Source organism: Streptomyces sp. NPDC002125 (assembly GCF_053593715.1).
Genome location: NZ_JBSFDD010000003.1, coordinates 367,175 through 393,369, shown reverse-complemented (window position 1 = coordinate 393,369; position 26,195 = coordinate 367,175). Strand labels below are relative to the sequence as shown.

Genomic DNA, 26,195 nt, shown 5'->3' with positions numbered 1-26,195 from the left:
GGGCTCTCCGTTGTAGGGTGTGTTCACATAGTTCAACGTTCAACCAACCTCGGCAGTACTTATTTGGAGGCGGGCGCCATGCAGTTCGGGATCTTCACCGTCGGGGATGTCACCACCGACCCCACGACCGGCACGACCCCCAGCGAGAACGAGCGCATCAAGGCGACCCTCGCCATCGCGCTCAAGGCCGAGGAAGTGGGCCTGGACGTCTTCGCGACCGGCGAGCACCACAACCCGCCGTTCGTCCCGTCCTCGCCGACGACCACGCTGGGCTACATCGCCGCCCGCACCGAGAAGCTGATCCTCTCGACCTCCACCACGCTGATCACCACCAACGACCCGGTGAAGATCGCCGAGGACTACGCCACGCTCCAGCACCTCGCCGACGGCCGCGTCGACCTGATGATGGGCCGCGGCAACACCGGGCCGGTCTACCCGTGGTTCGGCAAGGACATCCGTCAGGGCATCCCGCTCGCGATCGAGAACTACGCGCTGCTGCACAAGCTGTGGCGCGAGGACGTCGTCGACTGGGAGGGGAAGTTCCGCACCCCGCTCCAGTCCTTCACCGCGACCCCCCGCCCGCTGGACGGCGTCCCGCCGTTCGTCTGGCACGGCTCCATCCGCTCCCCGGAGATCGCCGAGCAGGCCGCTTACTACGGCGACGGCTTCTTCCACAACAACATCTTCTGGCCCATGGAGCACACCAAGAAGATGGTCGACCTCTACCGGCGCCGCTACGCCCACTACGGCCACGGCACCGCCGAACAGGCCATCGTCGGGCTCGGCGGCCAGGTCTTCATGCGGAAGAACTCGCAGGACGCGGTGCGGGAGTTCCGTCCGTACTTCGACAACGCGCCGGTCTACGGGCACGGGCCCTCGCTGGAGGACTTCACCCAGCAGACCCCGCTGACCGTGGGCTCCCCGCAGGAGGTCATCGAGCGGACCCTCTCCTTCCGCGAGGACGTCGGCGACTACCAGCGCCAGCTGTTCCTGATGGACCACGCGGGCCTGCCGCTGAAGACGGTCCTGGAGCAGCTCGACATCCTGGGCGAGGAGGTCGTGCCCGTCCTGCGCAAGGAGTTCGCCCGGCTGCGCCCGGCCGGAGTGCCGGACGCCCCCGTCCACCCCGCGGTCGCCGCCGCCCGTGCCGCCGCCACCGCCGACCCGAAGGAGCTCTGAGCACCGTGCAGACCACCGCCCCCCTGAGGATCGTCGCCGTCGCGGCCGGGCTCAGCAGCCCCTCCTCCACCCGGCTGCTGGCCGACCGGCTCGCCGGGGCGGCCCGCGAGCGGCTTGCCGCCGACCAGGACCGCCGGGTCGAGGTCGAGGTCGTCGAGCTGCGCGATCTGGCCGTCGACATCGCCAACCACCTGGTCACCGGCTTCCCGCCGGCCGCCCTGAAGAAGGCGATCGACGCGGTGACCGGGGCGGACGGGCTGATCGCCGTGACGCCCGTGTTCACCGCCTCGTACAGCGGGCTGTTCAAGTCCTTCTTCGATCTGATCGACAACACCGCGCTGACCGGCAAGCCCGTCGTCATCGCGGCGACGGGCGGAACGCCCCGGCACTCGCTGGTCCTGGAGCACGCCATGCGCCCGCTCTTCGCCTATCTGCGGGCCGTCGTTTTGCCGACCTCCGTGTACGCGGCGTCGGAGGACTGGGGCTCGCAGGGCGACGAGTACACCGAGGGCCTGCCGTCCCGCATCCGGCGGGCGGGCGGCGAGCTCGCCTCGGCCGTCACGGGCCGGACCGCCTCCGGGGCCTCCCGGGCCCTCACGCTCGACGACGGCGAGGACGCGGTCGTGCCGTTCGCGCAGCAGCTGGCGGATCTGCGGATCGGCTGACCACGGGCGCCCCGACAGTTTGAGAACGGTCGTTCTTGACCGATCGTTCTCAAACTGTGTACGGTCGTGACATGGGAAGACCCCGCGCATTCGACAAGGAACAGGCCGTCAGCGCCTCGGCCGCCCTCTTCGCCACCTGTGGCTACGAGGGCACCTCGATCGACGACCTGACCACCGCCACGGGCATGCACCGGGGCAGCCTCTACAACGTCTTCGGCTCCAAGCGGGGCCTGTATCTGGCCGCCCTCCGCGCCCATCTGGACCACGAGATCCTTCCGGGTGCCACCGCCGTCCGCTCGCTCACCGACGCCGGGCAGGCGCGGGCGTCGGCCACCGCCGCGTTCGACGACGGCCCGGCGGCCGGATTCCTCCTGCTCGCCGCCGTCGAGCGCGCGCCGCAGGACCCGGAGGTCGCCGGGCTGGTCGCGGAGGGCTTCGCGGCCCTGGAGGACGCCCTGCGTCCCACCCACCCCGATGACGCCGCCCAGGCCGCCTCCACCGTCATCGGCACCCGCCTGCGCCTGCGCGCCCGCCCGACCACCTCACAGGAGAACTGACATGGCCCTGATCGCCGTCGACCGTGCACGCGGCACGCTGACCGTCCAGCTGACCGGCCTCGACAGGCTGTGGGCGCTCAAGAGCCGGGTGGAGGTGCCGCTCACCCAGGTGCGGGGCGCCACCCACGACCCGGGCATGGTCCACGAGCGCAAGGGGACCAAGCTCGGAGGCACCCATATGCCCGGCGTCATCACGGCCGGGCGGTTCCGCCGGGACGGGGAGCTCGCCTTCTGGGCGGTACGGAAGCCGGCCGACGCCGTCGTCATCGAACTCACCGAGGGCGCCCCGTACAGCCGCCTCGTGATCGGCACCGCCGACCCGCGCGCCACCGTGGCCCTCGTCGAACAGGCCATCGCCGCCGCCTGACGCACGGGACCCACCGGACCCCGGATGACTGTCTTGACTAGAGTTGTCGGTAAATGCCGGATAAGTCCTAACGAGCTGGAGGCAGACATGGGCAGGATCGTCGTGGGCGTTGACGGATCGGACTCGTCGGTCAAGGCACTGCGCTGGGCCGTACGCCAGGCCGAGCTGACCGGTGACACCGTCGAGGCGGTCAACAGCTGGGAGTACCCCTCGACCAGCTGGGCCTCCATGATGCCGGGCATGCCCGAGGACTTCGACCCTCAGGCGGTGGCGACCGTGGCCCTCACCGAGGCGCTGGAGGAGGCTCTCGGCGCCGAGGGCGCCGCGGCCGTGGAGAAGATCGTGGTGATCGGCAACCCCGCCCAGTCCCTGCTGGACCGCTCCAAGGGCGCGAACCTGCTGGTCGTCGGCGCCCGTGGCTACAGCGGTTTCAGGGCGACGCTGCTCGGCTCGGTCAGCCTCCACGTCACCCAGCACGCGACCTGCCCGGTCACGGTCGTACGCGACTGACCGGACGCCGCCCCGCACCCTCGTACACGGGGGTGCGGGGCGGCGTGGTGCGTCGGCCCGAACCGCCCGAACCGTCACCCCGGGCTGCGGAACCGCACCGTCACTTCCGGTTGTAGAGCCGCATCGTCACCGAGCCGAAGACCACCACGAACAGCCCGGACCAGCCCAGCGACCAGGCGATGTCCGCCGCCGGCCAGTTCCCGGCCATCAGGTCCCGCACCGCCGCCGCGAGATGGGTGACCGGGCTGTTGTTCACGAACGCCTGGAGCCAGCCCGGCATCGTCCTGGGGTCCACGAAGACGTTGCTCAGGAACGTCAGCGGGAAGATCACCATCATGCTGACGCCCATCACCGACTTCTCGGAGCGCAGCATCAGCCCGAACATCGTCCAGATCCAGGAGAAGGCGAACGAGAACACCAGCAGCAGCGCGACCCCCGCCAGCACTCCCAGCACCCCGCCGTCCGGCCGGTAGCCGATGACGATGCCGACCGTGAGCATCACGACCGAGGCCAGGAGATAGCGCACGACGTCGCCGAGCAGATAGCCGACCATCGGGGCCGGACGCCAGACCGGCAGCGTGCGGAAGCGGTCGAACACGCCCTTCGCGATGTCGGTGTTGACCGCGACACCCGTGTACATCGTGATCATCACGACGCTCATCACGAGGATGCCGGGCAGCAGGAACTGGATGTACCCCTCGGTCGACCCCGCCAGCGCCCCGCCGAAGAGGTACGTGAACATCAGCACCATCATGATCGGGAAGACCGTCACGTCGAAGAGCTGCTCGGGCACGTGCTTGATCTTCAGCATGGCCCGCCACCCGAAGGTCAGCGAGGCCGACAGCGCGCTGGGCCGGCCCGGGCGCTCCTGGCCGACCAGCAGGGAGGCGAGCGTCTCGGCGTCCGGCGCGGTGACTTCGGCGTCGTCGCTTCCGGTTGCCGTGGGCGCGGTGCTCATGCCGCTGCTCCCTTCCTGTCCGTGAGGGCGAGGAAGACCTCGTCGAGGCTGGGCTGGCCCAGCGCGAAGTTGTCCACATGGATGCCGCACCGCGCCAGCTCGGCCAGGGCACGGGCGGCCTGCTCGGCCGCGCCCTTCTCGGTGCCGTGCCCGCTGACCGTGGCGGTGAGCGCCACCGGGTCGTGGTCCAGCTGCACCGCGGCGTCCAGCACGAGCGCGAGGACCCGCTCGGCCTCGGGGCGCTGCGCGGGGTCCCGCAGCCTCAGATGGACGGAGCCCGCGCCGACGGAGGCCTTGAGCTCGCCCTTGGTGCCCTCGGCGATCACCCTGCCGTGGTCGATCACGGCGATACGGGAGGCCAGCTGGTCGGCCTCGTCGAGATACTGCGTGGTCAGCATGACCGTCGTGCCCTGGGCGACGACGGCCCGCACGATGTCCCACACCTGGTTGCGGCTGCGCGGGTCGAGCCCGGTGGTCGGCTCGTCGAGGAAGAGCAGGTCCGGCGTGTTCAGGATGGAGGCGGCGATGTCGATCCTGCGCCGCATGCCGCCCGAGTAGTTCTTCACCTGCCTGCCCGCCGCCTCGCTCAGCCCGAACGCCTCCAGCAGCTGCGCCGCCCTGGCCCTGGCCGCGGGCTTGCCGTGGCCGAGGAGCCGGGCCAGCAGCACGAGGTTCTCCGTACCGGTCAGGTCCTCGTCGACCGAGGCGTACTGCCCGGTGAGGCTGACCCTGCTGCGGACCGCGTCGGCGTCCCGCACCACGTCGTGGCCGAAGACCCGGGCCTGGCCGGCGTCCGGGCGCAGGAGGGTCGCGAGCATCCTCACGGCGGTGGTCTTCCCGGCCCCGTTGGGCCCCAGGACTCCGTAGACGGTGCCCCTGGGTACGGCGAGATCGATGCCGTCCACGGCGCGGTTCTCACCGAAGACCTTCACCAGCCCCGTGGTCTCGATGGCCAGTTCCGAGCTCATGTTCCTCCTTGCCGACGGTGTCGAGGGCGGACACGGGGCCACGATGGCACGGCCGGACGGGGCGCGGGGGCGTATCGGGCGAATCAGACGGGTAAGGCCGCCGGAGCTGATCCGGCGGCCGTACCCGTCTGATTCGGTAGAACGCCGGGACCGGTCAGTTCTCGCGGGTGTAGTAGGTGTAGAACATCGTGCAGAACGCCCCCGCGCCGACCACCAGCCCGATCACGCTCGACATCAGCACGCTGTTGCCGTTCAGGCTGGAGAGGAAGCCGACCGCGCCCCCGGTCAGCACGCCGAACGCGGCGGCGCGCATCTCACGCGGCAGGGCCCACCTGACCCGGACGAGCGCGTAGCAGAGCGCGGCGAAGACCACTCCGGAGACGACGCCCAGCCAGATCTGCCCCGCGGTGGTCTCCCCGCCGTCCCGGTTGATGAAGAAGGCCCAGAAGCCGAGGATCACACCCAGCGCCACGGGCACCGCCCAGGAGAGCGGGCTCGGCCCACGCCGGGCAGGGGTGCGGGCATGCGCTCGGCGGCGCGTCGGCATCGTTGCGTGTGTGGCCATGGCGCACAGCTCCTTCCGTCACCCCCGTCCCCGTGTTCCTCCAGAGCACACCCGGCCGGGTCCCCCGGCAACTCGAACGGCCTACGGCCCGGGGGCGGGCGGCCGGTGCAGGGGCTTGTCTTGAGCCTGTGCGGACCTTCCTCTCAGCGGCTCTCCCGGCGGTACTGATCGTCCTGCTCACCCTGCTGGTCCCGGTGAGCGCGCTCTCCGCGTGGGTCGATCTGGAGCTCGACGACACCGACCGCTATCTCGCCGCCGTCTCCCCGCTCGCCTCCGACGAGGACGTCCAGGAGACCGTGGCGACCCTGGTGACCGACGAGGCGATGAAGAACATCGACGTGGGGCCGCTCCAGGAGACCGTCGAGGAGTTCCTGCACGACGCGGCCCTCTCCTTCACGGCCACCGAGACCTTCCAGCGGGCCTGGGACAGCGCGAACCGCGCGGCGCACGAGGACGTGACGGCCTCGCTGCACGGGGAGGAGGGTCAGGCCGTCACCATCGACCTCGCGCCCGTGATCAAGGACGTCAAGGAGGAGCTGACCGGCCGGGGCGTGCCGTTCGCCGACCTCATCCCCGTCCAGGAGACCTCGATCACCGTGCTCTCCGCCGACCGCGCGGACGACCTGCGGTCCTCGTTCGGATGGCTGCGGCTGTGCAGCGTCTGGCCGGCCGTCGGGACGGCCGTGCTGCTCGTCCTGGTGCTGGGCCTCTCCCTCGTACGCGGCGGCCTGCGGGCCTTCCTGACGGCCGCGGCCGTGGCGGGCACCGGGCTGGTGCTCGGCGCGGTGCTGCTGCGGATCGCCGTCGCCGTGGGCCGCGACCGGGTGCTCGACCGGGTCCCGGACACCGACCGGGCGGGCGCCGCGGCGGTGTACGACGCGCTGACCTCCTCCCTGCTGACGACGGTGTGGACCGTGCTCGCGGTCGGGGCGGTACTGGTGGCAGGAGGGGTGGTGGGACGGGTCGTGGCGGCGCGCCGGGGGTAGAGGGCTTCCTGCCGTGGCTGCCGGCCCCTTGCCCGACATGCGCGGGTGCGTGGGGCGGGCGAGAGTGGGATCCGTGAGAGCAGGGGGGCGACTGAGAGGTCTGCCGTATGCGAGCCATCGCTGTCAGCGCGTTCCGTGCGGAGCCCTGTCTCGTCGAGATGCCGAAGCCCGACCCCGGAGCGGGCGAGGTGCGGGTGAAGATCGAGTACGCGGCGCTCAACCCGCGTGACTGGCAGATCGCGGACGGCGCGCTCGACGGCGTCCTCCCCCATGTGTTCCCGCTGGTCCTGGGCACCGACTTCGCGGGCCGGGTGGACATGATCGGCAACGGCGACAACCGCTTCAGGGTCGGCGACCCGGTCCTCGGCCGGGTGACGGCACCGCCCGTCGGACGCTGCGGGGCGTACGGCGCATACGTGTGCGTCCCCCAGGACTCGCCGATCGCGCTGGTCCCGCGCGATCTGCCGCTCCGGACCGCGGCGGCGCTCCCGACGGCGGGCACGACCGCGGCACAGATCCTGTCGAGCACGGCCGTACGCAGCGGACGGAGCCTGCTGGTCGTCGGGGCGACGGGTGGCGTCGGCAGCTTCCTGACCCAGCTCGCGGCGGCCAGGGGCATCGGCGTCGTCGCCGCCGTGCGGGGCGACGAGAGGCGGCGGATGGGGGCGCTGGGCGCCACGGCGACCGTCGACACCACGGAGCCGGGAGCGCTGGAGGCGGCGGTGCGGGAGCTGTATCCGGGCGGGGTGGACGCGCTCGTCGACCTCGTCTCCACGGACGCCGCCTCGTTCGCCTCGTACGCCGGACTGCTGGCGGACGGCGGGGTCGCCGTCACCACGAGGGGCGTCGCCGCGCCCGCGGGCGTCGCCTGGGCCGATTTCCGCCTCGCTCCGGCGCCGGGGCTGCTCGACGAACTGACCTCGGCGGTGGCGAGCGGGGAGCTGGAGGTCCCCGTCGACATGGAGCTCCCCCTGGAGAAGGCCCCACAGGCGCTCGCCCAGAACCGCGCGGGCGGGGCGCGGGGAAAGACCGTATTCGCCCTCTGAACAGGCACGCAGAACACCGGAACGGGAGAATCCCCATGGCCGACCAGGACATCTTCGAGCAGATCGGCGAGCTGGTCTCCGAGGAGCGCGCCCTGCGCGCCCGCTCCACCGCCGCGCTGGGACTCTCCGCCGACGAGCGGTCACGGCTGCGCGAGGTGGAGGTGCGGCTCGACCAGTGCTGGGACCTGCTGCGGCAGCGGCGGGCGCTCGGCGAATACGGCGAGGACCCCTCGGCGGCGAGGGTGCGGCCCGCCGACGAGGTGGAGGGGTACCAGAGTTAGGCGGGTCCGGGGCCGGGGCCGCGCCCCTGGAGGCGTTCCATCTCTCGGCGGTCCCGCTTGGTCGGGCGGCCCGCGCCCCGGTCCCGGACCGGGACCTGGATCGCCGTCTCGCGGGGCGGCGGGGGCGGGCTGTTGTCGACGAAGCACTCCGCCGCCACCGGCGGCCCCACCCGCTTCCTCACGATCTTGGAGACGACCACGATCCGGTCCCGGCCCGCGTGCCGCAGCCGCACCTCGTCGCCCGTACGCAGGGCCTGGGCGGGCTTGGCCCGCTCGCCGTTGACCCGCACATGCCCCGCGCGGCAGGCGGCAGCCGCCTGCGACCGCGTCTTCGTCAGCCGGACCGCCCAGATCCAGGCATCGACCCGGACGCTTCCCTCCGCCTGCGGTGCCTCACCGGAAACCATGTCTCCGACTCTAACCGTCTCCCCCCGGGGGGAGACGGTGTCCGGTGAGGCACCGGGCTCGGGTCAGGAACCGAAGTCGCCGATGACCTCGGACATGTTGTAGCTGTACATCTCACGCTTGCACCCGGGACACGCGGTGGTCGGGGCGTGCTCGCCGAGGGAGTAGAGCTGCGGGGCGAAGCCGTCGCCGCGGCCGTGCGCGACGTAGAAGTCCTCCGGGCCGATCGAGGACTGGAGGACCTTCGTGTTCCCGACGAGCTGCGGCGTGCCGCCCACCGTCTGCGGGGTGGCCTGGAGCAGCCGCCCGTTGGAGGACGCGTTGCTGCGGTGGAAGTACCACTTGCCCTCGTAGCGCGTCACGCCCTGCATCTTGTGCCAGAGGTCCTCGCCGTTGAAGGAGGCACCGGCCGGCAGCCCGTAGGCGAGGTCGGCACCGGCGGCCGTCCCCGCCGCGCCCTCGACGGCGGCGGTCAGGGCCGTCATCGGGTAGGTGCCGACCCGGCCCGTGCTGTCGCCGCCGTTGTTGTGGTTGCAGTACTCACCGAGGATCAGGTGGTCCGTGTCCGTCCGGTCCAGCGAGATGTACGAGGCCTTCGGGCGACCGGTGGAGTAGCACTGGTTCCCCTTGGTGGTCCCGCCGTTCTTCGCCGTCGTGAACTTCAGCGTGGCGACCTGGGGCATCACGTACCGGTAGCCGTAGGAGTACCAGACGTTGCTCTGCCGGCCGACCCGCTTCTTGTCCAGGACATCGCTGACCAGGCCGTCCGGGGTCGGGTCGTTGACGTCGGCGTCGTTGTCCGGGTTGAGGTCCATGATCTTGCGCAGGTCGAAGACGCGCATGCCGTTGGCGGTGTCGGCCACGTACAGGTAGTTGCCGTACCAGACCATGCCGCCGGCGTGGATGCCCTCCTGCGCCGCGCAGGACGCTGTCACGGTGGAGGTGCACTTGCCCTCGCGCGCATGGAGCGCGTCGAAGGAGATGTGGTCCTTGGAGTTGACGTAGGGCCAGACCAGCAGGACGTGGCGGTACATCTGGGTGGCCTGGTTGAAGAAGCTGACCCGTATGCCCTTCTCGTTGCAGGCGTCGGACACGGCCTCCTGGACACAGTTGTCCCGGCCCGAGGTGAAGTCGCTGCGGCCCGGGTTGGCGTTGTCGTAAGCGGCCACGGCGATCGGCTCGGCGTTCGACGAGCCCCAGTCCTCGTCCTCCTGCGCGTCCGAGACTCCGGTGATCGCCTGCGGGATCCACTCGGTGGACGTGGCGTCGTCGTCCTTCCAGCAGATGCGGTGGTTCACGGCGAGGTCGGGGCCGTAGATGCTCTTGGTGCCGCAGTCGCCCTCCCACGCCGCGGGGCGGTTGGCCTGCTCCATGAGCTCGGTGAGGCCCTGCTTGGGCAGCGCGGCATCCAGATCGGCCACCAGGCCGGTGAGGGAGGACCCCGCCTCCAGCTTGAAGTCGCCGGCACGGCCGGGGATCGGGGCGGGGAGCACGGCGGTGGGGGCCAGGCGGGAGGCGGACCCGTCGGGGCCCGTCAGGTCGTCCTGCTCCCCCTCGGGAGCGTCCTCGAAGCCGTCGTCCGGCATGCCTTCGTGGCCGGGGACGGGGTCGTCGGCGGCCACCTGACGTGGGGCGGCCGGAGCGGCGGTGGCACCCGCCGCGGGGACGAGTGCGGACAGCAGCAGTCCTGCTGCCACGGCACAGGTCACGAGGCGTGTTCTGCGGGATGGTTGTCCCATGTGGGGGCCCTTCGGTGAGTGCGCCTGGACATCGGCACGGTGCGCCTGATCAGACATCAGGCGCACCGGCCGGTCACGCTAGCAACGCAACACCGTTCCCTGTAGGAACATTTGAACGACACCCATCAGGTACGCACCGGGTGGGCACATGCCGGACGAGGCGCTCCGCTTCAGACCCCGATGTCGCTGCCGTCCTTGCGCCAGACGGCCACCACCGACGGGCGCACGATCCTGCCGGGACCGTCCGGCCAAGTGCTCGCCGGCTTCTCGACGGACGCCCCGTCGACCTCGCCCGGGTGCTGCACGGCGACCAGGACCCGGCGGTCCTGGATCACCGGGCCGCAGGTCTCGGCACCGGTCGGGACCGTCAGGAACTGCTTCAGCTCACCCCGGCGTTCGCCCTGCGTGGCGACCCCGAACAGCCCGTCGTGCGAGCCGAGCTGGTTGCCGTCCGTGGAGATCCACAGGTTGCCGTGGTCGTCGAAGGCCACGTTGTCGGGGCAGGAGATGGGGCTGACCTTCTCCTTGGGGAACCCTGAGAAGTACGTCGACGGGTCCTCCGGGTCGCCCGCCACGAGGAAGAGCCGCCACGCGAAGCGGTCGCCCGCCGGGTCGTCCCTGCGCTCCATGAGCTCCAGGATCTGACCGTGCTTGTTGGCGTTGCGCGGGTTGGCCTCGTCGGCGCCCGCCTTGCCCGCCTTGCCGCGGTCGGTGTTGTTGGTGAGGGCGATGTAGACCCGCCCGGTGCGCGGCGAGGGCTCGACGTCCTCGGGGCGGTCCATCTTCGTGGCGCCGACCTTGTCACCGGCCAGGCGCGTGAAGACGTACACCTCGTCGGCCGTCATGCCGGGGACGTGCGAGGTGTCGCCCGTCGCGAGCGGGATCCAGACGCCGCTGCCGTCGAACTCGCCGTCGGCGGGGAGCGTGCCCGTGCCGTCGAACTCCGCGGCGGGGGAGTCGCCCGTCAGCTTGGCGACGTACAGGGTGCCCTCGTCCAGCAGCGTGAGGTTGTGCTCGCGGGCGGCGCGAGAGTTGCCCTTCTTCATCCGCTTGCTGGAGACGAACTTGTAGAAGTAGTCGAACCGTTCGTCGTCGCCCATGTAGACCACGGGGCGCCCGTCGGCGGTCAGCCGGGGCTGCGCCGCCTCGTGCTTGAACCGGCCGAGCGCGGTCCGCTTCCGGGGCGTCGAGTCGGGGTCGTACGGGTCGAGTTCGACGACCCAGCCATGGCGGTGCGCCTCGTTGGGCTCCTGCGCCAGGTCGAAGCGCTTGTCGAACCGCTCCCACTTGCGCTCCGTGGCGGCCGTGCCGATTCCGTAGCGCTTGTCGGTGTCGCTGGAGCCGTTGGCGAAGTACTGGTTGAAGTTCTCCTCGCCGTGCAGCGTGGTGCCCCACGGAGTGGTGCCGCCCGCGCAGTTGTTGAGCGTACCGAGCACCTTGCGGCCGGTGCGGTCGGCGGACGTACGCAGCAGGGGGCTGCCCGCGGCCGGTCCCGTGAGCCGGAACTCACTGGTCGCGGTGAGGCGGCGGTTCAGCGGGTGGCGGCTGACCGGGGCGAGCTTCCCGGTGCGGTTCTCCTCCTGGACGACGACCACGGAGAGTCCGTGCGCCGCCCAGGCGATCTCGACCTGCTCACGGGTCGGGTTGGCCGGATCGTAACCCCGGAACATCAGGATCTCGTCCGTGTACTCGTGGTTGGCGACGAGGACCTGACGGCCGCGCTCACCGGGGAGCGGGAGCAGGGAGAGGAAGTCGTTGTTGTAACCGAACTGGCCCGCCTGCGCCTTCGCGGACTGCTTGTCCGGGTCGAAGGCGGGGGCGCCGCGCAGAATCGGTTCGCCCCAGCGGATCACCACGTTCTGGCCGTAGCCCTCGGGGATCGTGACCGCGTCGGCCTTGTTGGGCGCGACGGCCTCGAAGCGCAGGCCCCGGGCGCCGGACGCACCCGGCTTCGGCCTGCCGCCGTGGCGGCCCGCGAGCGGCGCGGCCTCGGCACTCTGCGCGGCGGGCCCGGCAAGAGCCGCGGTCCCGGCCGCGGCGGCGACGGTCACCACGGCGGCGGCGCGCATCATCGACCGGCGTGACAGGGCACCGGCGATGATGTCGCCGGCGTACTCGTTGTCGCTGGTGTTCGGAATGTCCTGGAAGCAGGCGTCACCGCAGCGGTAGCGGCAGGTCAGCGCAGAACGCCCGCCCGGGTGCGAGCCAATGAGCGGCAGCAGGTTGCGCACGTTTTCGTCCCTCCGTCTGTGTGTCGGACGTGACGCTAGGAGCGCATTCACGACACACGTGGGACTGCCGATGAACAGAGGGTGAAGTCCAGGACACCGCTGTCCGCCCGAGCCGTACGCCCCGCCGTCCGGGCTCGATTGCGACTCGGTTGGAGCTCGGTTGACACAGGGGCGGGCCGCGCCACCGAACGGCCGGATCCGGCCGCTAACCTTACGTATCCGCCCTGGCCAGGGATCAATTCCCGCAGTACGGACATTTATCGCACCCAACTCATGCGAAAGGCCTCGCCCATGGGCATTCGGAGCTTGCTGCGCAAGGTGTTCGGCCGGACGGAGCAGGACGAGCCGACCACGGCCACCGTCCCGCCCCAGGCCGAGCGCACCCAGCCCACGGAGGCGGAGCCGGGGACCGCGACTTCGGCGGCCGAGCCCGCGAAGGCCTCGGTACCGGCACCGGCCTCCCCCGCCTCGGACCGGTCGGCCGACGCCGGGCACAACAGCGGACAGGCGTCGGACCTGGTGGCGGCTGCCTTCGACAAGGCGTCCGCCACGACCGCGCCGACGACGGCGCCCAAGGTCCCGGCCCAGGGGTCGGACCCGGAGGCGCGCCTGGAGGCGAAGCCGGCGGTCTCCGTCGAGGAGCCCGCCGTCGCGGCGCCGATCACGATCGACGTCGACCCGGAGCCGGAGGCCGTCGCGGTGACGCCCGAGCCGGAGGCCGCGGTGACCGCACCCGAGGCGAAGCCGGAGGCGGAGACCGCGCCGGAGGCCGAGCCCGAAGCGGCGGTCGAGGCCGAGGCGGCGGCCGAGGCCGAGGCGGCGGCCGAGGCCGAGGCGGCGGCCGAGGCCGAGGCGGCGGCCGAGGCCGAGGCGGGCGCGGAGGCAACTGCCGTGGAGGCACCTGCGGTTGAGGCTCCGGTCGTGGAGGCGCCCGAGGCGGACGAGCCCGTCGAGGAGCCGAAGGCCGAAGCCGTCGTCGCGCCGGTCGAGGAGCCGGAGGCCGAGGCGCCTGCGGCCGAGCCCGTCGAGGAGCCGAAGGCCGAAGCGGCACCCGAGCCCGTCGCCGCAGAGACTCCGGTCGCCGAGCCCGTCGCCGCCGAGGCTCCGGTCGCCGAGCCCGTCGCCGCCGAGGCTCCGGTCGCCGAGCCCGTCGAGGAGCCGGTGATCAAGATCGTCCCCGAGCTGGCCGCCGAGCCCGAGCCCGAGGCCGCCGCAGAGCCGGTCGCCGAGCCCGCCCCGGAGGTCGTAGCCACGCCCGAGCCGGTCACCGCCGCCGAGCCCGAGGCCGTACCCACCCCCGAGCCGGTCGCCGCCGCCGAGCCCGAGGTCGTAGCCACCCCCGAGCCGGAGGCCCCCGCCGAGGCGGTCGCGGTCAGCGCCGCCGCCCCCGCCGGCAAGCCCGCCGTCACGCTCGCCCGGGTGAAGGCCGCCGCGCCCGAGCTCGTCGCGCCGTACAAGGCCGCGCAGGCCGCGCTCAAGGCGCACGGGCTGACCGGGCTGCGGGCCACCGTCTATCTGGTGCTCGACCGGTCCGGGTCCATGCGGCCGTTCTACAAGGACGGCAGCGCCCAGCACCTGGGCGACCGCACCCTCGCGCTCGCCGCCCACCTGGACGCCGACGCCACCGTGCCCGTCGTGTTCTTCTCGACCGACATCGACGGCACCGGGGCGGTCGACCTCACCGCCCACGAGGGCAGGATCGACGAGCTGCACGCCGGCCTCGGACGTCTGGGCCGCACCAACTACCACCGGGCCGTCGAGGAGGTCGTCACCCACTACGAGAAGTCCGGGGCGTCCGGCCCCGCGCTGGTGGTCTTCCAGACGGACGGCGCACCGGACGCCAAGGTCGCGGCCAAGCAGGCGCTGGCGGACGCGGCACGGCTGCCGCTGTACTTCCAGTTCGTCGCGTTCGGCGACGAGGACGCGAAGGGCTTCGACTTCCTGCGCAGGCTCGACGTCGAGAACGCCGGCTTCTTCCACGCGGGCCCCGCCCCGCGCGAGGTGCCCGACGCCGCGTTCTACCGGGAGATCCTCGCCGGGCTGCCCGCCTGGGCCGCCGCCCGAGGCGTCCTCACCGAGGGCTGATCCACCGGCAGCCGTACGGTCACGGCGAGCCCGCCCCCCGGGGCGGGTACCGCCGTGGCCGTACCGCCATGGGCCAGGGCGATGGAGCGCACGATCGACAGCCCGAGCCCCGAGCCCTGCCCCATCCGGTCCCGGCCCTCACCGCGCCGGAACGGCTGGAAGAACCCCGCGATGTCCGCCTCGTCCACGACCGGTCCTGTGTTGGAGACCACCAGGGCCCCGTCGGCGGAGAGCGACACCCGCACCGAGCCCCCAGGCACGTTGTAGCGCACCGCGTTGGACAGCAGGTTCGCCACGAGCTGCGCGAGCAGCTGCCGGTTCCCCCGTACGCCACAGGGCTCGGCCTCGACCGTGATCGCGGGACGGGCCGCCGTCCGCTCCGTCACCGCCGTGGGCCTCGCCGACTCCTCCGCCACCACCTGCGCGAGATCGACCTCCTCGCGCTCGCTCTTCGCCAGCCCCCGCTCGCTGCGCGCCAGCACCAGCAGGCCCTCGATGAGCCGCTCGCTGCGCCGGTTGCTGTCCAGCAGCGTCTGCCGGGTCCTCACGAGGTCCTCCGGCGAGGGGTCGTCCAGCCCCACCTGGATCGCGGCCCGCTGGGTGGCCAGCGGCGTCCTCAGCTCGTGCGAGGCGTTGGCGATGAACCGCCGCTGGCTGTCGAACGCCTTCTCCAGCCGGGCAAGCAGCGCGTCCAGCGTCTCGCCCAGCTCCTTCAGCTCGTCGTCGGGGCCGCTGGACGCTATCCGCTCGTGCAGGGTGTGCTCGGAGAGCCGCCGCGCCTTCGCCGTCATCGCGTGGACGGGCCGCAGCACCCGCCCGGCGGTCCACCAGCCCACGCCGACCGCGCACCCCGTCATGACGAGCAGCGCCGCCACCGACCAGTACAGGAGCTCCCGGCTCGCGGCGTCGCTGACGTCGTCGGTGACGTCGTAGACCGTGGGCGGGCCGAGGCGGCCCCGCGCGTGGAGCGGACCGTTGACCGCGAAGCCCGGCTGGGAGACGGCGGCCGAGGTGGCGATGGCCCGCGCCTGGGAGTCCGTGCCGGCCCTGGAGGCCAGGTTCACCGTGGTGAGCAGCGCCGTACCGAGGACCAGGAAGACCCCGCCGTACACCAGCGCGATCCGCATCCGGATCGTCGAATGCCGCACCGGGGGCACGCCCGTCGCCCGCACCAGCCTCAGCAGGCGCTTCACAGGGCGTACCCGACGCCCTGCACCGTGCGGATCAGCGCCGGCTCACCCAGCTTGGCCCGCAGCTTGCTCATGCAGACGCGGACGGCGCCGGTGAAGGGGTCGGCGTTGGCGTCCCAGGCACGCTCCAGCAGCTCCTCCGCGCTGACCGTGGCCCCGTCGGCCTCCAGCAGCAGCTGGAGCACGGTGAACTCCTTCGGCGACAGGTCCAGGTCCCGCCCGTCCCGGGTGGCGGCCCGCCGCACACTGTCGAGCCGGATGCCGTGCCTCTCCAGCTGCGGCGGCACGGGCCTGGCGCTGCGTCTGCGCAGCGCACGCACGCGGGACACCAGCTCGGGGAACTCGAAGGGCTTGCTCACGTAGTCGTCGGCACCGAGGTCGAGCCCCTCCACCCGGTCCTCCATGGTCCCCGAGGCGGTGAGCATCAGAATCCTGGTGCGGGACCCGGCGGACACCAGCCTGCGGGCCACGTCGTCGCCGTGCACCCTGGGGAGATCACGGTCCAGGACGACGACGTCGTAGTCGTGGAGTCCCAGATAGGCGAGCGCCGCGTCCCCGCTGTACACGGTGTCGACGGCGAATCCGGCCCGCCGCAGCCCGGTCGCCACCAGCTCCGCCAGAATCTCCTCGTCCTCGGCGACCAGTACCCGCATCGTGTTGTCCCCTGCCTCGTGCACGCGTGCCCACTCCTCCCAGGATGCGTCTTTGGTACGGGAAAGGATGTTTCGCAAAGCTCTCCGTCGCCCGGGCCGCCGTTATCGATGTGAGTGGATCTCCCACGGGCCGTTAGGATTTCGACCATGGCGGCCACTGGATCCGAGAAGCAGGGGGCGAAGGCGTTTTACGTCTCGACCCCCATTTACTACGTCAACGACGCTCCTCACCTGGGCCACGCCTACACGACCGTCGCAGGCGACGTGCTCTCCCGCTGGCACCGCCAGCGCGGCGAGAAGGTGTGGTACCTCACCGGCACGGACGAGCACGGTCAGAAGATCATGCGCACGGCCGAGGCGAACAACGTCACACCTCAGGCCTGGTGCGACAAGCTCGTCGAAGAGGCGTGGAAGCCCCTCTGGGAGCATCTGAACATCGCGAACGACGACTTCATCCGTACGACGGAGAAGCGGCACACCGACCGTGTGCAGGAGTTCGTGCAGGACCTGTTCGACAAGGATCAGATCTACAAGGGCGGGTACGAAGGCCCGTACTGCGTGGGCTGCGAGGAGTACAAGCTCCCCGGCGACCTGATCGAGGCCGAGGACGGCACCAAGCTGTGCCCGATCCACAAGAAGCCGGTGGAGCTCCTCAAGGAGGAGAACTACTTCTTCAAGCTGAGCGAGTACGGCCCGAAGCTCATGGAGTTCTACGCGGCCAACCCGGACTTCATCCAGCCCGAGTCCGCCCGCAACGAGATCGTGAACTTCGTCAAGCAGGGCCTCCAGGACCTGTCGATCTCCCGCTCCACCTTCGACTGGGGCGTCCCGGTCCCCTGGGACCCGAAGCACGTCATCTACGTGTGGATCGACGCGCTGCTCAACTACGCGACGGCGGTCGGCTACGGCGCCAACCAGGAGAAGTTCGACGCCACCTTCCCGGCGGACGTCCACCTGATCGGCAAGGACATCCTGCGCTTCCACTCGGTCATCTGGCCGGCCATGCTGATGGCGCAGGGTCTGCCGCTGCCCGGCAAGGTCGTCGCCAACGGCTGGCTGATGGTCGGCGGCGAGAAGATGTCCAAGTCGAACCTGACGGGCATCAAGCCGCAGGACCTGACCTCGCACTTCGGCGTGGACGCCTACCGCTGGTACTTCCTGCGGGCCATCGCGTACGGCAGCGACGGCTCGTTCTCCTGGGAGGACTTCAGCGCCCGCTACACCTCCGAGCTCGCCAACGACTACGGCAACCTCGCCTCGCGCGTCGCGGCCATGGTCGGCAAGTACTTCGGCGGCGCCCTGCCGGAGGCCACGGCCGCCGGTGACGCGGAGCGGGCGGTCCAGGAGGGCCTGGCGAAGGCCGTGGCCACGGCCGACGCGAAGATCGGCGAGGACCTGGACTTCCAGGCCGGAATCCTGGCCATCTTCGACTTCGTGAAGCAGGTCAACGGCTACATCACGGAGCAGGAGCCCTGGAAGGTCGCCAAGGACACGTCGCCGGAGGGCCAGGCCAGGCTCGCGACCATCCTGTACACGGCTGCCGAGTCGCTCCGCGGTGTCGCGGTCCTGCTGAACGCCGTGATGCCGGACACCTCGCAGAAGCTGTGGGAGTCCCTGGGCGCAGAGGCGTCCCTCGGTGCCCTGGCCGACCAGCGGGTGCAGGACGCGGGCGACTGGGGCCGGCTGCCCGTCGGCGCGACGGTGACGAAGGGCGCGGTGCTGTTCCCGCGTCTGGAGGAGAAGCCCGCGTAACCGGTGCACGCACGGCAGGAGCCCGGGTCCCGATGTGTTCGGGACCCGGGCTCCTGCGCGTGGCCTGTCAGCGCGTCCAGTTCTTGAGCGGCTCGGTGTCCAGCTCGATCCCCACGGGGTCGGGGAGCGTCACGGTCTTGCCGTACGGCACGGTGACGACCTGCTCGTACCGCACACCGTCCGGCTGCGAGTGGACCTTCACCTCGCAGGTGTCCCGGTCGATCAGCAGGTACACGGGGATGCCGGTCTCGGCGTACGCGCGCGGCTTCTCGACGCGGTCACGGCGGTCCGTGTCCTCGTCGTACGACGTCACCTCGACCACCATGAGAACGCCGTCGGGGTCGGCCCATTCGCCATGGCCGACGAAAGCGCCACTGCGGGCGAGAACACCGTCCGGCCGGGCGTTGCCCTTCCGGTACGTCTCGATCCGCAGCCCCTGCTCCGCGTACAGCCAGCGGGATGGATCAGCCTGAATACACAGGCGCGTCAACCACTCGATGATCCGCCCGTGATCCCCGTCCGGCACAGCCTTGACCCCCAGTTTCCCGTTCACGAATTCCAGCCGCAGCGCTTCCTCCGCGCGTATGGCGTGGCGGGCCAGATCCTCGAACACGTCCTGGGTCAGCACGGAGTCCTCAACAACGGTCATGGCAGCCTCCTCGGGAACTGGGCGACGGAGCCAGCCTACGGCCAGGCGACCACGCGTGTTCCGCGTTTCACCGGGCCAGCGACCCGGCGTCCCCCATCACGATCACCGGCTGCTTCGCGGGATCGAGCGTGAGCAGCAGCTCGCGCATGCGGTCCTCGGTCAGCGAGACGCAGCCCTGGGTGGGGCCGCCGTGGTCCACGTGGATCCAGATCCCGCCACCCCGCTCCCCGCCGAGCGGCCGGGTGCGGTCCAGCGGGCTCGTGCCAGGGGCGCGGTTGTAGTTGATCGCGACCACGTAGTCGAAGGAGCCTTCGAGGGGTTCCCCCAGGAAGCCCTCGCCGCTCACCGCGAAGCGGGACTGTTCGTCGTAGGGGAGCAGCGCGCCGGGGTCGGGCAGCCGGCCGCCCGCGTCGGTGAGGCCGTACACCCCCACGGGCGAGCGGAGGTCGCCGGCGAGATGGTGGTCCGTCCAGCCCTCCATGCCGTTGTGCGCGGGCCAGGGGCCCGCCCCGGGTCTCCAGCCCCGCGCGGGGTCGTCGCGGCTGTAGAGGACAACCGTGGAGCGGTTGGAGTCGGGGCCTTCGCCCGTCACCACGACGGCCTGCCGTGCGGTGGCCGGGATCTGCGCCCTGGTCTCGGGGCCGAGTGCCGGAATCTCCGCCGGAGGGACGAAGGGCTCGACGATACGGGTGGCCGACGACTCGGGTCCGCCCGCACCGCGGGGCGTGGAGGCGGTCTGCACGGCACCCGCGGAGCAGCCGATGACCAGGACGAACAGGATGACGAGAAGGACGTACGGGCGACGCAGGACGGACACGGTGCGCAACTCCTCGGTGGCGGGGCTGACGGGCGCTTCAGGTGCCAGTCTTTGCCGGGCCCGGCGGCGCCCAACCTGAACCCGGGGCCATCCGGATGTACCCGGTCCGTGTACCCCGGATACCGGAAGTTCCGCGCGGTCCACCCGTACGCAGGCAAGGAGCCCGGAACCGTGGTGGTTCCGGGCCCTTCACCGGGGGGTCGCGCACACGCCGGGTGCCTGGGGCGTCCTCAGAGGTCCGTGCCGTCGTGGGTCTCGTCGGGGTCGACGCCCATCGTGATCGAGCCGGTCACCCCGCGCGCCATCCTGCCCTTGCGGTAGGAGAGTTTCAGCAGCCCGCCCGTCACCCCGCTCTGGTCGTAGATGGTGTCCTCGGTGAGAGTCGTGCGGGTGGTGGTGCTCGTCGAGTACGGCTCCTCCTTCGCGGAGTCGAGGACCGCGGACTCGGCGAAGAAGAACTGCCCGGTGTGGCAGGTGTGCCCGCCCTCGTAGCCGGCGTCGGTCATCTTCCCGCCGACGTGCACCTTGGTGTGGATGTGCACGGCACGGCCCTGGTACCAGCCCGGGAAGACCGTCGTGAACTCCACGTAGCCTCGCTGGTCGGTGAGCTGGGTGCCCCGCAGGTAGCGCTCGTCGTCGGTGGGCTCGCTGTGCCCCCCGCCGCCGGGGCCGCCGGACGGAGGCGTCCCGGTGGGGGTCCCGGTCGGCGCGTCCGTGGGTACGCCGGTGGGCGCGTCCGTCGGGGCGCCGCTGGGCGGGGTGCCGCCGCCGGGGCCGCCCTGGCTCATGCTCTCGTAGCCGGAGTAGATCCCCAGCGCGTCGCAGTGCCAGATGTCGACGGCCGCCTTCTTCAGCGGCTTACAGGTGTCGGAGTCGATCACCTTGAGGCGGAGGGTCAGCGGGATGCCCTCCTTGCCCTCGGTGATGTCCTTCCGGATCTTGTCGGCGTCGATGTAGTACGGGCCCTCGGTGGTCTCCGAGGTCAGCCGGTAGCAGGTCTCGCCCTGTCCGGCGGTCCCACCGGACGCCGTGCTCTTCTCCTCGTCCGCCGAGGCGGTGGCGACGACGCCCGCCCCGACTCCGGCGGCGGCGACGACCGCTCCACCGGCCATGATCACCCTGCGGCGGGTCAGGTCCTTCTTGTGTGCGGGTCCCTGATTGTTTGTCATGAACCGGGAGGCTAGGCAGCCCTGCTGGCAGGAACATGGGTGCCGGCTGTGCGTTCCTGTGCGCGTGCCGCGACCAGGGCGGCACGTACGAGAACAGTCCCCCGGCCGGGCGGCCGGGGGACTGTTTCACGTGGAACCGAAGCGGAACCGCTTACTTCGCGCCGGTGTCCCGCGCGACCGAGTCCTTGGCCTCGGCCTTCTCCTTCGCCGCCGCGACGGGCTTGCGGAGCTGGATGTTCAGCTCACGCAGCCGGGTCTCGTCCAGCACGGTCGGGGCACCCATCATCAGGTCCTGGGCGTTGCCGTTGAGCGGGAAGGCGATCGTCTCGCGGATGTTGGGCTCGTCGGCGAGCAGCATCACGATGCGGTCGACGCCCGGGGCGATGCCACCGTGCGGCGGGGCGCCGAGGCGGAAGGCGCGGAGCATGCCCGCGAACTCGTGCTCGACGGTCTCGCGGTCGTAACCGGCGATCTCGAAGGCCTTGAGCATCAGCTCGGGCTCGTGGTTACGGATGGCGCCGGAGGACAGCTCGATGCCGTTGCAGACGATGTCGTACTGCCAGGCGAGGATGTCCAGCGGGTCCTTCGTCTCCAGGTCCTCCAGGCCGCCCTGGGGCATCGAGAAGGGGTTGTGCGAGAAGTCGATCTTGCCGGTCTCCTCGTCCTTCTCGTACATCGGGAAGTCGACGATCCAGCAGAAGCGGAAGACGCCCTCCTCGAAGTGGCCGGCGCGCTTGGCCGCCTCGACGCGGACGACGGACATGATCTTGGAGACCTCGTCGAACTCGCCCGCGCCGAAGAAGACCGCGTGGCCGGGGACGAGGGAGAGGCGCTCGGTGAGGCTCTTGACGTCGGCCTCGGTGAGGAACTTGGCGATCGGACCCGCCAGCGTGCCGTCCTCGCCGACGCGGACCCAGGCGAGACCCTTGGCGCCGTGCTCGACGGCGTACGCGCCGAGGCCGTCGAAGAACTTCCGGGACTGACCGGCGGTGTCCGGCACCGGCAGGGCGCGGACGTGCTTGCCGGCGAACGCCTTGAACTCCGAGTCCGCGAAGATGTCGGAGATGTCGACGAGCTCCAGCTTGGCCCGCAGGTCCGGCTTGTCGTTGCCGTACTTCAGCATCGACTCGCGGAACGGGATGCGCGGGAACGGCGAGGTGACCTCGCGGCCGTTGCCGAACTCGGTGAAGAGCTCGGTCATCAGTTTCTCGATCGGCTGGAAGACGTCCTCCTGCTCCACGAACGACATCTCGACGTCGAGCTGGTAGAACTCGCCGGGCGAGCGGTCGGCGCGGGCGTCCTCGTCGCGGAAGCACGGCGCGATCTGGAAGTAGCGGTCGAAGCCGGAGATCATCAGCAGCTGCTTGAACTGCTGCGGCGCCTGGGGGAGGGCGTAGAACTTGCCCGGGTTCAGCCGGGACGGGACCACGAAGTCACGGGCGCCCTCGGGGGAGGTCGCGGTGAGGATCGGGGTCGCCATCTCGTTGAAGCCGAGGGCCACCATCTTGGAGCGGATGGCGGCGATCACGGACGAGCGCAGCATGATGTTGCGGTGCATGCGCTCGCGGCGTAGGTCGAGGAAGCGGTACTCCAGGCGCCGCTCCTCGTTGACCCCGTCCTCGGCGTTGATCGTGAAGGGCAGCGGGGCGGCTTCGCCCAGCACCTCGACCTCGGTGACCTCGATCTCGATCTCACCGGTCGGGAGCTCCGGGTTGACGTTGTCGGCTCCGCGCGCGGAGACCTTGCCGTCGATCCGGACGACGGTCTCCTTCGTCAGCTTCGACAGCGCGTCGTTGCCGGGCGTGCCCGGACGGGCGACGAGCTGCACCAGCCCGTAGTGGTCGCGCAGATCGATGAAGAGGATGCCGCCCAGGTCTCGGCGATTGTGCAGCCAGCCGCTCAGCCGGACGTCGGTGCCGACGTCAGAGGCGCGGAGCTCGCCGCAGGTGTGGGACCTGTACCGATGCATCGTCGTTCATCCAGTCTTCGCGGTCGGGGTGGATTGACACCCCAGGCTACCGCCCGTAGGGGCACGACTTCATTGCCATTGATCCCGGGGACCCGTCCGGGACGCGTGTACGGGCCCCGGCGGCGGCCGCCGTGCGGTCGCCCCTCGGTGGCGTCCGGGGAGAACTTCTTCCTAAAGTGGGGCAATGCGCACCGAGGAGATCCTGGTCGCGATCGGGACCGGAACGTGGAGCTGGGACAGCTCGGCGGGCCTGGTCACGCTCGACGCCGAGGCGGCCCGGCTGCTCGGACTGCCCGCCGAGCCCGTGACCCGTCCCGGTGCGGAGGTGCGCCCCCGCTTCCACCCGGCCGACTGGAACGAGGTCGACGGAGTGGTGAACTACGCGATCGCCGAGGGCACGGTGGCCGAGGCGAGGCTGCGGATCCTGGACGAGGACGGGAAGGTCGTGCGGACCGTCCGCAGCCGCTCCAAACCGGTCGCGGTCGATTCGCCGGGCCGCCATGTCTACGTACTGATGGGCACACTCCAGGAGGTCGCGGAGCCCCCGGATGCCTCCGCGGCCCACACCCCGCTGACCGGCGACTGGCGCCGCTCGCGCGAGGCGTTCCTGCTGGACGCGGGGAGGGCGCTGGCCGAGGCCGGGTCCACCGAGGAGGTGCTGCGGGTCGCGGGGTCTCTCTCCATGCCGGGTTTCTCCCCCGACGGGCTCGCCCTCTTCGGGGTCTCGGGCGACCGGCTGACGGTCATCGGGCACCACGGGCACAACGTCGGCGACGAGAAGCCGTTCACCTTCATGCCGCTGGAGACCGACTATCCGGCCGCCGAGGTCGTGAGGACCGGCCAGGCCATCTATCTCTCGTCCCCGGCGCAGTACCGGAAGCGCTTCCCGACCACCTGGCCGCTCGCCAGGGACTTCGGACGCCAGTCCTGGGCCTTTCTGCCGCTGATCGCGGGGGGGCACACGATGGGCGCATGGATGGCCGGGTTCCGGCACAGCGTGGCCTTCTCGCCGGACGAGCGCTCGGTGCTGACGACGGTGGCCCGGATGCTGGCGCAGGCCCTGGCCCGCGCGGGGGCCGCCGAGACCGAGCGGGAGCTGTCGCTGGGCCTCCAGAAGGCCATGATGCCGTCGCTCGGCCCGGGTGTACCCGGCCTCACGGTGGCGGCGCGCTACATCCCGACGGGCGGCGGGCTCCAGGTCGGCGGCGACTGGTACGACGTGATCCCGCTGCCCAACGGCAGGATCGCCCTGGTCATCGGCGACGTACAGGGGCACGACGTGCGCGCGGCGGGGCTGATGGGCCAGCTGCGGATCGCCCTGCGCGCGTACGCCGCCGAGGGGCACCGCCCGGACGCCGTGCTCTCCCGCGCCTCACGGTTCCTGTCCGGGCTGACCGACGCCTATGACCGTGTCGAGGGCGAGGACGAGGCCGACGCGATGCGCTTCGCCACCTGCCTGTACGCGGAGGCGGACCCCGAGACGGGCACCCTCGACGTGGCCCGGGCCGGCCACCCCGACCCGGTGGTGATCAGCGTCGACGGCACCGCGGTGATCCGGCAGACCGCGGGCGGGCTTCCCCTCGGAATCGAGAAGGACGCCGACTACCCGACGACCCGTGTCGTCCTGGGGCCGGGAGAAACGATCATGCTGTGCACCGACGGGCTCATCGAGACCGGCGGGCACGACATGGCCACCGGCTGGACACGGCTGCGGCCCGTCCTGGAGCAGCCGTCCGAGGACCTGGAGAAGCTCGCGGACGACCTGGTCCAGGCCGTGCACGGCCCCGGCTCGCACCACACGACAGGTCCGCTCGTGGACCGACGCGAGGACGACATCGCCGTCCTCGTGCTGCGGCGCGAGGGCGTGCGGACCCGCAGGACCCCCAGCAGGCGCTCGGCCATGACCATCGCCCAGGCGGAACCCGAGCGCGTCGCGACGGCCCGGCAGCAGCTGCGGGAGCTGCTGCACGACTGGGCGGACCCCGAGCAGATCGACTCGGCCGAGCTGATGGTCTCCGAGATGGCCACGAACGTGCTGGTCCACACGGACGGGGACGCGCTCCTCGTGGCGGAGGTGACCGGGGAGCGCGGCGAGCGGCGGCTGCGCCTGGAGGTGGCCGACGCCAGTGACGAGCTGCCGCACAAGCGGCGGCCGGGGGAGATGGCGTCCAGCGGCCGCGGGCTGGTGCTGATGGAGATGCTCGCCGACGCGTGGGGGGTGGACCCGCGAGGAGAGGGCAAGTCGATCTGGTTCGAGCTGTACGAGGCGGAGAAGCCCGAGGGCACCGGAGCCGCCGAGGGGTCATGAGCCCTCGGGAACGCTCCCGCCGCCGTTCGCCTCGTACCCCTTGCGCAGCTCGCCGATCACCCCGAACACCGCGGCGCAGAGCGGCACCGCGAGCAGCATCCCCAGCAGCCCCGCGACACTTGCCCCCGCGGTCAGCGCGATCATGATCATGGCGGGGTGCATCTGGACCGTGCGGCTCTGGATCGCCGGCTGCAGCACATGGCCCTCCAGCACCTGGACGGCGACGACCACGCCCAGGGCCCAGAGCGCGATCACGAACCCCCGGTCGGCGAGCGCGACCAGCACGGCGACCGCCCCGGAGATGAAGGCGCCGAGATAGGGGATGTAGGCACCGACGAAGACCAGCGCCCCCAGCCCCACCGCCCCCGGCACCCGCAGGATCAGCAGCCCCACGGTGATGCAGAGCGCGTCGATCAGGGCGATGAAGGTGGTGCCGCGCATGAAGCCCTCGACGGCCTCGAAGGCCCTGCGCCCCATGGCCTCCACGAGGTCGCCCGTGCCGCGCGGGGCGAGCCTGTGGGCCAGGGCGACGGTGCGGTCGGAGTCGCGCAGGAAGAAGAAGGTCAGCAGCAGCGCGAGGACGGCGGTGGTCAGCAGCGAACCGATGAGGCTGATCCCGGTGAGCAGTCCGCCCGCCGCGCTCGCTCCGAACCTCTCCACGAGGCCCTTGGCGTTGTCCGCCAGATCGTCCACATCGGCGACCCCTTCGATCTCGAAGTGGTCGATGACCCACTGCGCGGCGTCCTTCAGGGACTCCACGATCTGGTCGCCGGTGTCGATGAGCGCGGTGACGACGATGTAGCCGGCGCCCCCGCCCACCGCGACGAGCGCGACACAGGTGAGCCCGGCGGACAGCGACCTGTTCACCTTGTGCGCGGTCAGCCAGCGGTGGACGGGCCCGAGCAGGGCCGTCCCCAGCAGCGCCAGCAGGACCGGGGTGACCGCGGTCTTCAGCGTGACGCACAGCCAGACGGCGACCGCCGCGACACCGGCGACGAGAAGCATGACGCCGCACCAGGCGGCCGTCCGCCGCGCGACGTCGGGCAGGAGGGGCTTCCGGGTAGGCACCCTCCCACCCGATCACGGGGCGGGAGCGGTGTCCCTCCCGCACGGGCGTACGGGTGACGGACCGTCAACCCCCGCGCC

At 71.3% G+C, this 26,195-nt stretch carries 24 protein-coding genes; 11 read left to right on the top strand and 13 right to left on the bottom strand.

Annotation, left to right across the window (positions count from 1 at the left end; all coding sequences use genetic code 11):
- The first annotated feature begins 78 nt into the window (after window positions 1-78).
- The 5 genes from ACWCQM_RS07715 (at window position 79) to ACWCQM_RS07695 (ending at window position 3,278) form a co-directional block, all read left to right on the top strand.
- Window positions 79-1,179, top strand: a complete 1,101-nt coding sequence (locus ACWCQM_RS07715) for an LLM class flavin-dependent oxidoreductase (RefSeq protein ID WP_073750481.1) — start codon at window positions 79-81, stop codon at window positions 1,177-1,179.
- A 5-nt stretch (window positions 1,180-1,184) separates the two neighbouring features.
- On the top strand, window positions 1,185-1,844 hold the full coding sequence (locus ACWCQM_RS07710) for an FMN reductase (RefSeq protein WP_450914391.1): 660 nt from the start codon (window positions 1,185-1,187) through the stop codon (window positions 1,842-1,844).
- Between the two features lie 71 nt (window positions 1,845-1,915).
- The gene (locus tag ACWCQM_RS07705) at window positions 1,916-2,401 is read left to right on the top strand and encodes a TetR/AcrR family transcriptional regulator (protein ID WP_450914390.1); all 486 of its coding nucleotides are present in this window, start codon (window positions 1,916-1,918) and stop codon (window positions 2,399-2,401) included.
- A gap of 1 nt (window position 2,402) precedes the next feature.
- Window positions 2,403-2,768 carry a hypothetical protein gene (locus tag ACWCQM_RS07700; RefSeq protein WP_450914389.1) on the top strand — a complete coding sequence of 122 codons (366 nt, stop codon included), beginning with the start codon at window positions 2,403-2,405 and terminating at the stop codon, window positions 2,766-2,768.
- An 87-nt stretch (window positions 2,769-2,855) separates the two neighbouring features.
- The gene (locus tag ACWCQM_RS07695; RefSeq protein WP_267074800.1) at window positions 2,856-3,278 is read left to right on the top strand and encodes a universal stress protein; all 423 of its coding nucleotides are present in this window, start codon (window positions 2,856-2,858) and stop codon (window positions 3,276-3,278) included.
- 100 nt (window positions 3,279-3,378) lie between these two features.
- Here the strand turns inward: ACWCQM_RS07695 and ACWCQM_RS07690 are convergent, their stop codons facing one another.
- From ACWCQM_RS07690 to ACWCQM_RS07680, 3 genes are all read right to left on the bottom strand, one after another.
- The gene (locus ACWCQM_RS07690; protein WP_450914388.1) at window positions 3,379-4,236 is read right to left on the bottom strand and encodes an ABC transporter permease; all 858 of its coding nucleotides are present in this window, start codon (window positions 4,234-4,236) and stop codon (window positions 3,379-3,381) included.
- The gene (locus ACWCQM_RS07685) at window positions 4,233-5,204 is read right to left on the bottom strand and encodes an ATP-binding cassette domain-containing protein (protein WP_450914387.1); all 972 of its coding nucleotides are present in this window, start codon (window positions 5,202-5,204) and stop codon (window positions 4,233-4,235) included. Before ACWCQM_RS07685 ends, ACWCQM_RS07690 begins: the two co-directional genes overlap by 4 nt.
- A 154-nt stretch (window positions 5,205-5,358) precedes the next feature.
- Window positions 5,359-5,769, bottom strand: coding sequence for a hypothetical protein (locus tag ACWCQM_RS07680; protein WP_450914386.1), 411 nt, complete (start codon window positions 5,767-5,769; stop codon window positions 5,359-5,361).
- Between the two features lie 128 nt (window positions 5,770-5,897).
- Between ACWCQM_RS07680 and ACWCQM_RS07675 the strand changes: the two genes are divergently transcribed.
- From ACWCQM_RS07675 to ACWCQM_RS07665, 3 genes are all read left to right on the top strand, one after another.
- Window positions 5,898-6,755, top strand: coding sequence for a hypothetical protein (locus ACWCQM_RS07675; RefSeq protein ID WP_450914385.1), 858 nt, complete (start codon window positions 5,898-5,900; stop codon window positions 6,753-6,755).
- A 107-nt stretch (window positions 6,756-6,862) separates the two neighbouring features.
- On the top strand, window positions 6,863-7,801 hold the full coding sequence (locus tag ACWCQM_RS07670; protein ID WP_450914384.1) for an NADP-dependent oxidoreductase: 939 nt from the start codon (window positions 6,863-6,865) through the stop codon (window positions 7,799-7,801).
- Between the two features lie 35 nt (window positions 7,802-7,836).
- The gene (locus ACWCQM_RS07665) at window positions 7,837-8,082 is read left to right on the top strand and encodes a DUF2630 family protein (protein ID WP_450914383.1); all 246 of its coding nucleotides are present in this window, start codon (window positions 7,837-7,839) and stop codon (window positions 8,080-8,082) included.
- Here ACWCQM_RS07665 and ACWCQM_RS07660 read toward each other — a convergent pair.
- From ACWCQM_RS07660 to ACWCQM_RS07650, 3 genes are all read right to left on the bottom strand, one after another.
- A complete protein-coding gene (locus ACWCQM_RS07660) occupies window positions 8,079-8,489 on the bottom strand; it encodes an RNA-binding S4 domain-containing protein (RefSeq protein WP_450914382.1) in 411 nt (136 codons plus the stop codon). The two genes, ACWCQM_RS07665 and ACWCQM_RS07660, sit on opposite strands and share 4 nt — an antisense overlap.
- Window positions 8,490-8,552: 63 nt before the next feature.
- On the bottom strand, window positions 8,553-10,196 hold the full coding sequence (locus tag ACWCQM_RS07655) for a hypothetical protein (protein WP_450914381.1): 1,644 nt from the start codon (window positions 10,194-10,196) through the stop codon (window positions 8,553-8,555).
- A 200-nt stretch (window positions 10,197-10,396) separates the two neighbouring features.
- The gene (locus ACWCQM_RS07650) at window positions 10,397-12,457 is read right to left on the bottom strand and encodes a PhoX family protein (RefSeq protein ID WP_450914380.1); all 2,061 of its coding nucleotides are present in this window, start codon (window positions 12,455-12,457) and stop codon (window positions 10,397-10,399) included.
- Between the two features lie 291 nt (window positions 12,458-12,748).
- Here ACWCQM_RS07650 and ACWCQM_RS07645 point away from each other — a divergent pair, with 291 nt between their 5' ends.
- Window positions 12,749-14,542, top strand: a complete 1,794-nt coding sequence (locus ACWCQM_RS07645) for a VWA domain-containing protein (RefSeq protein ID WP_450914379.1) — start codon at window positions 12,749-12,751, stop codon at window positions 14,540-14,542.
- On the opposite strand, the gene ACWCQM_RS07640 is transcribed toward ACWCQM_RS07645, so the two are convergent.
- Window positions 14,476-15,735: a sensor histidine kinase gene (locus ACWCQM_RS07640; RefSeq protein WP_450914378.1), complete on the bottom strand. Its 1,260-nt coding sequence runs from the start codon at window positions 15,733-15,735 to the stop codon at window positions 14,476-14,478. The two genes, ACWCQM_RS07645 and ACWCQM_RS07640, sit on opposite strands and share 67 nt — an antisense overlap.
- Window positions 15,732-16,385 carry a response regulator transcription factor gene (locus ACWCQM_RS07635; protein WP_277335906.1) on the bottom strand — a complete coding sequence of 218 codons (654 nt, stop codon included), beginning with the start codon at window positions 16,383-16,385 and terminating at the stop codon, window positions 15,732-15,734. Before ACWCQM_RS07635 ends, ACWCQM_RS07640 begins: the two co-directional genes overlap by 4 nt.
- A 147-nt stretch (window positions 16,386-16,532) precedes the next feature.
- Between ACWCQM_RS07635 and metG the strand changes: the two genes are divergently transcribed.
- The gene (metG, locus tag ACWCQM_RS07630; protein ID WP_450914377.1) at window positions 16,533-18,137 is read left to right on the top strand and encodes a methionine--tRNA ligase; all 1,605 of its coding nucleotides are present in this window, start codon (window positions 16,533-16,535) and stop codon (window positions 18,135-18,137) included.
- Window positions 18,138-18,204: 67 nt separating this feature from the next.
- Here metG and ACWCQM_RS07625 read toward each other — a convergent pair whose 3' ends face one another.
- The 4 genes from ACWCQM_RS07625 to aspS all read right to left on the bottom strand — a co-directional run bounded on the left by ACWCQM_RS07625 (window position 18,205) and on the right by aspS (window position 22,741).
- Window positions 18,205-18,786 carry a Uma2 family endonuclease gene (locus tag ACWCQM_RS07625; protein WP_450914376.1) on the bottom strand — a complete coding sequence of 194 codons (582 nt, stop codon included), beginning with the start codon at window positions 18,784-18,786 and terminating at the stop codon, window positions 18,205-18,207.
- 67 nt (window positions 18,787-18,853) lie between these two features.
- Window positions 18,854-19,603, bottom strand: coding sequence for a L,D-transpeptidase family protein (locus ACWCQM_RS07620; protein WP_450914375.1), 750 nt, complete (start codon window positions 19,601-19,603; stop codon window positions 18,854-18,856).
- 230 nt (window positions 19,604-19,833) lie between these two features.
- Window positions 19,834-20,772 (bottom strand): intradiol ring-cleavage dioxygenase, encoded by a 939-nt coding sequence (locus ACWCQM_RS07615; RefSeq protein WP_450914374.1) that lies wholly within the window; start codon window positions 20,770-20,772, stop codon window positions 19,834-19,836.
- A gap of 151 nt (window positions 20,773-20,923) precedes the next feature.
- On the bottom strand, window positions 20,924-22,741 hold the full coding sequence (gene aspS / locus ACWCQM_RS07610) for an aspartate--tRNA ligase (protein ID WP_450914373.1): 1,818 nt from the start codon (window positions 22,739-22,741) through the stop codon (window positions 20,924-20,926).
- Between the two features lie 184 nt (window positions 22,742-22,925).
- Between aspS and ACWCQM_RS07605 the strand changes: the two genes are divergently transcribed.
- Window positions 22,926-25,049, top strand: coding sequence for a SpoIIE family protein phosphatase (locus tag ACWCQM_RS07605; protein ID WP_450914372.1), 2,124 nt, complete (start codon window positions 22,926-22,928; stop codon window positions 25,047-25,049).
- On the opposite strand, the gene ACWCQM_RS07600 is transcribed toward ACWCQM_RS07605, so the two are convergent.
- Window positions 25,044-26,117: an AI-2E family transporter gene (locus ACWCQM_RS07600; protein ID WP_450914371.1), complete on the bottom strand. Its 1,074-nt coding sequence runs from the start codon at window positions 26,115-26,117 to the stop codon at window positions 25,044-25,046. The genes ACWCQM_RS07605 and ACWCQM_RS07600 overlap by 6 nt on opposite strands.
- Window positions 26,118-26,195 lie beyond the last annotated feature (78 nt).

Bases quoted from the DNA above. Each gene is read 5' to 3' on its own strand.
- ACWCQM_RS07715 (WP_073750481.1), top strand. From the start codon at position 79: ATGCAGTTCGGGATCTTCACCGTCGGGGATGTCACCACCGACCCCACG.
- ACWCQM_RS07705 (WP_450914390.1), top strand. From the start codon at position 1,916: ATGGGAAGACCCCGCGCATTCGACAAGGAACAGGCCGTCAGCGCCTCG.
- ACWCQM_RS07700 (WP_450914389.1), top strand. From the start codon at position 2,403: ATGGCCCTGATCGCCGTCGACCGTGCACGCGGCACGCTGACCGTCCAG.
- ACWCQM_RS07695 (WP_267074800.1), top strand. From the start codon at position 2,856: ATGGGCAGGATCGTCGTGGGCGTTGACGGATCGGACTCGTCGGTCAAG.
- ACWCQM_RS07690 (WP_450914388.1), bottom strand. From the start codon at position 4,236: ATGAGCACCGCGCCCACGGCAACCGGAAGCGACGACGCCGAAGTCACC.
- ACWCQM_RS07685 (WP_450914387.1), bottom strand. From the start codon at position 5,204: ATGAGCTCGGAACTGGCCATCGAGACCACGGGGCTGGTGAAGGTCTTC.
- ACWCQM_RS07680 (WP_450914386.1), bottom strand. From the start codon at position 5,769: ATGGCCACACACGCAACGATGCCGACGCGCCGCCGAGCGCATGCCCGC.
- ACWCQM_RS07670 (WP_450914384.1), top strand. From the start codon at position 6,863: ATGCGAGCCATCGCTGTCAGCGCGTTCCGTGCGGAGCCCTGTCTCGTC.
- ACWCQM_RS07665 (WP_450914383.1), top strand. From the start codon at position 7,837: ATGGCCGACCAGGACATCTTCGAGCAGATCGGCGAGCTGGTCTCCGAG.
- ACWCQM_RS07660 (WP_450914382.1), bottom strand. From the start codon at position 8,489: ATGGTTTCCGGTGAGGCACCGCAGGCGGAGGGAAGCGTCCGGGTCGAT.
- ACWCQM_RS07645 (WP_450914379.1), top strand. From the start codon at position 12,749: ATGGGCATTCGGAGCTTGCTGCGCAAGGTGTTCGGCCGGACGGAGCAG.
- ACWCQM_RS07635 (WP_277335906.1), bottom strand. From the start codon at position 16,385: ATGCGGGTACTGGTCGCCGAGGACGAGGAGATTCTGGCGGAGCTGGTG.
- metG (WP_450914377.1), top strand. From the start codon at position 16,533: ATGGCGGCCACTGGATCCGAGAAGCAGGGGGCGAAGGCGTTTTACGTC.
- ACWCQM_RS07625 (WP_450914376.1), bottom strand. From the start codon at position 18,786: ATGACCGTTGTTGAGGACTCCGTGCTGACCCAGGACGTGTTCGAGGAT.
- ACWCQM_RS07615 (WP_450914374.1), bottom strand. From the start codon at position 20,772: ATGACAAACAATCAGGGACCCGCACACAAGAAGGACCTGACCCGCCGC.
- aspS (WP_450914373.1), bottom strand. From the start codon at position 22,741: ATGCATCGGTACAGGTCCCACACCTGCGGCGAGCTCCGCGCCTCTGAC.
- ACWCQM_RS07605 (WP_450914372.1), top strand. From the start codon at position 22,926: ATGCGCACCGAGGAGATCCTGGTCGCGATCGGGACCGGAACGTGGAGC.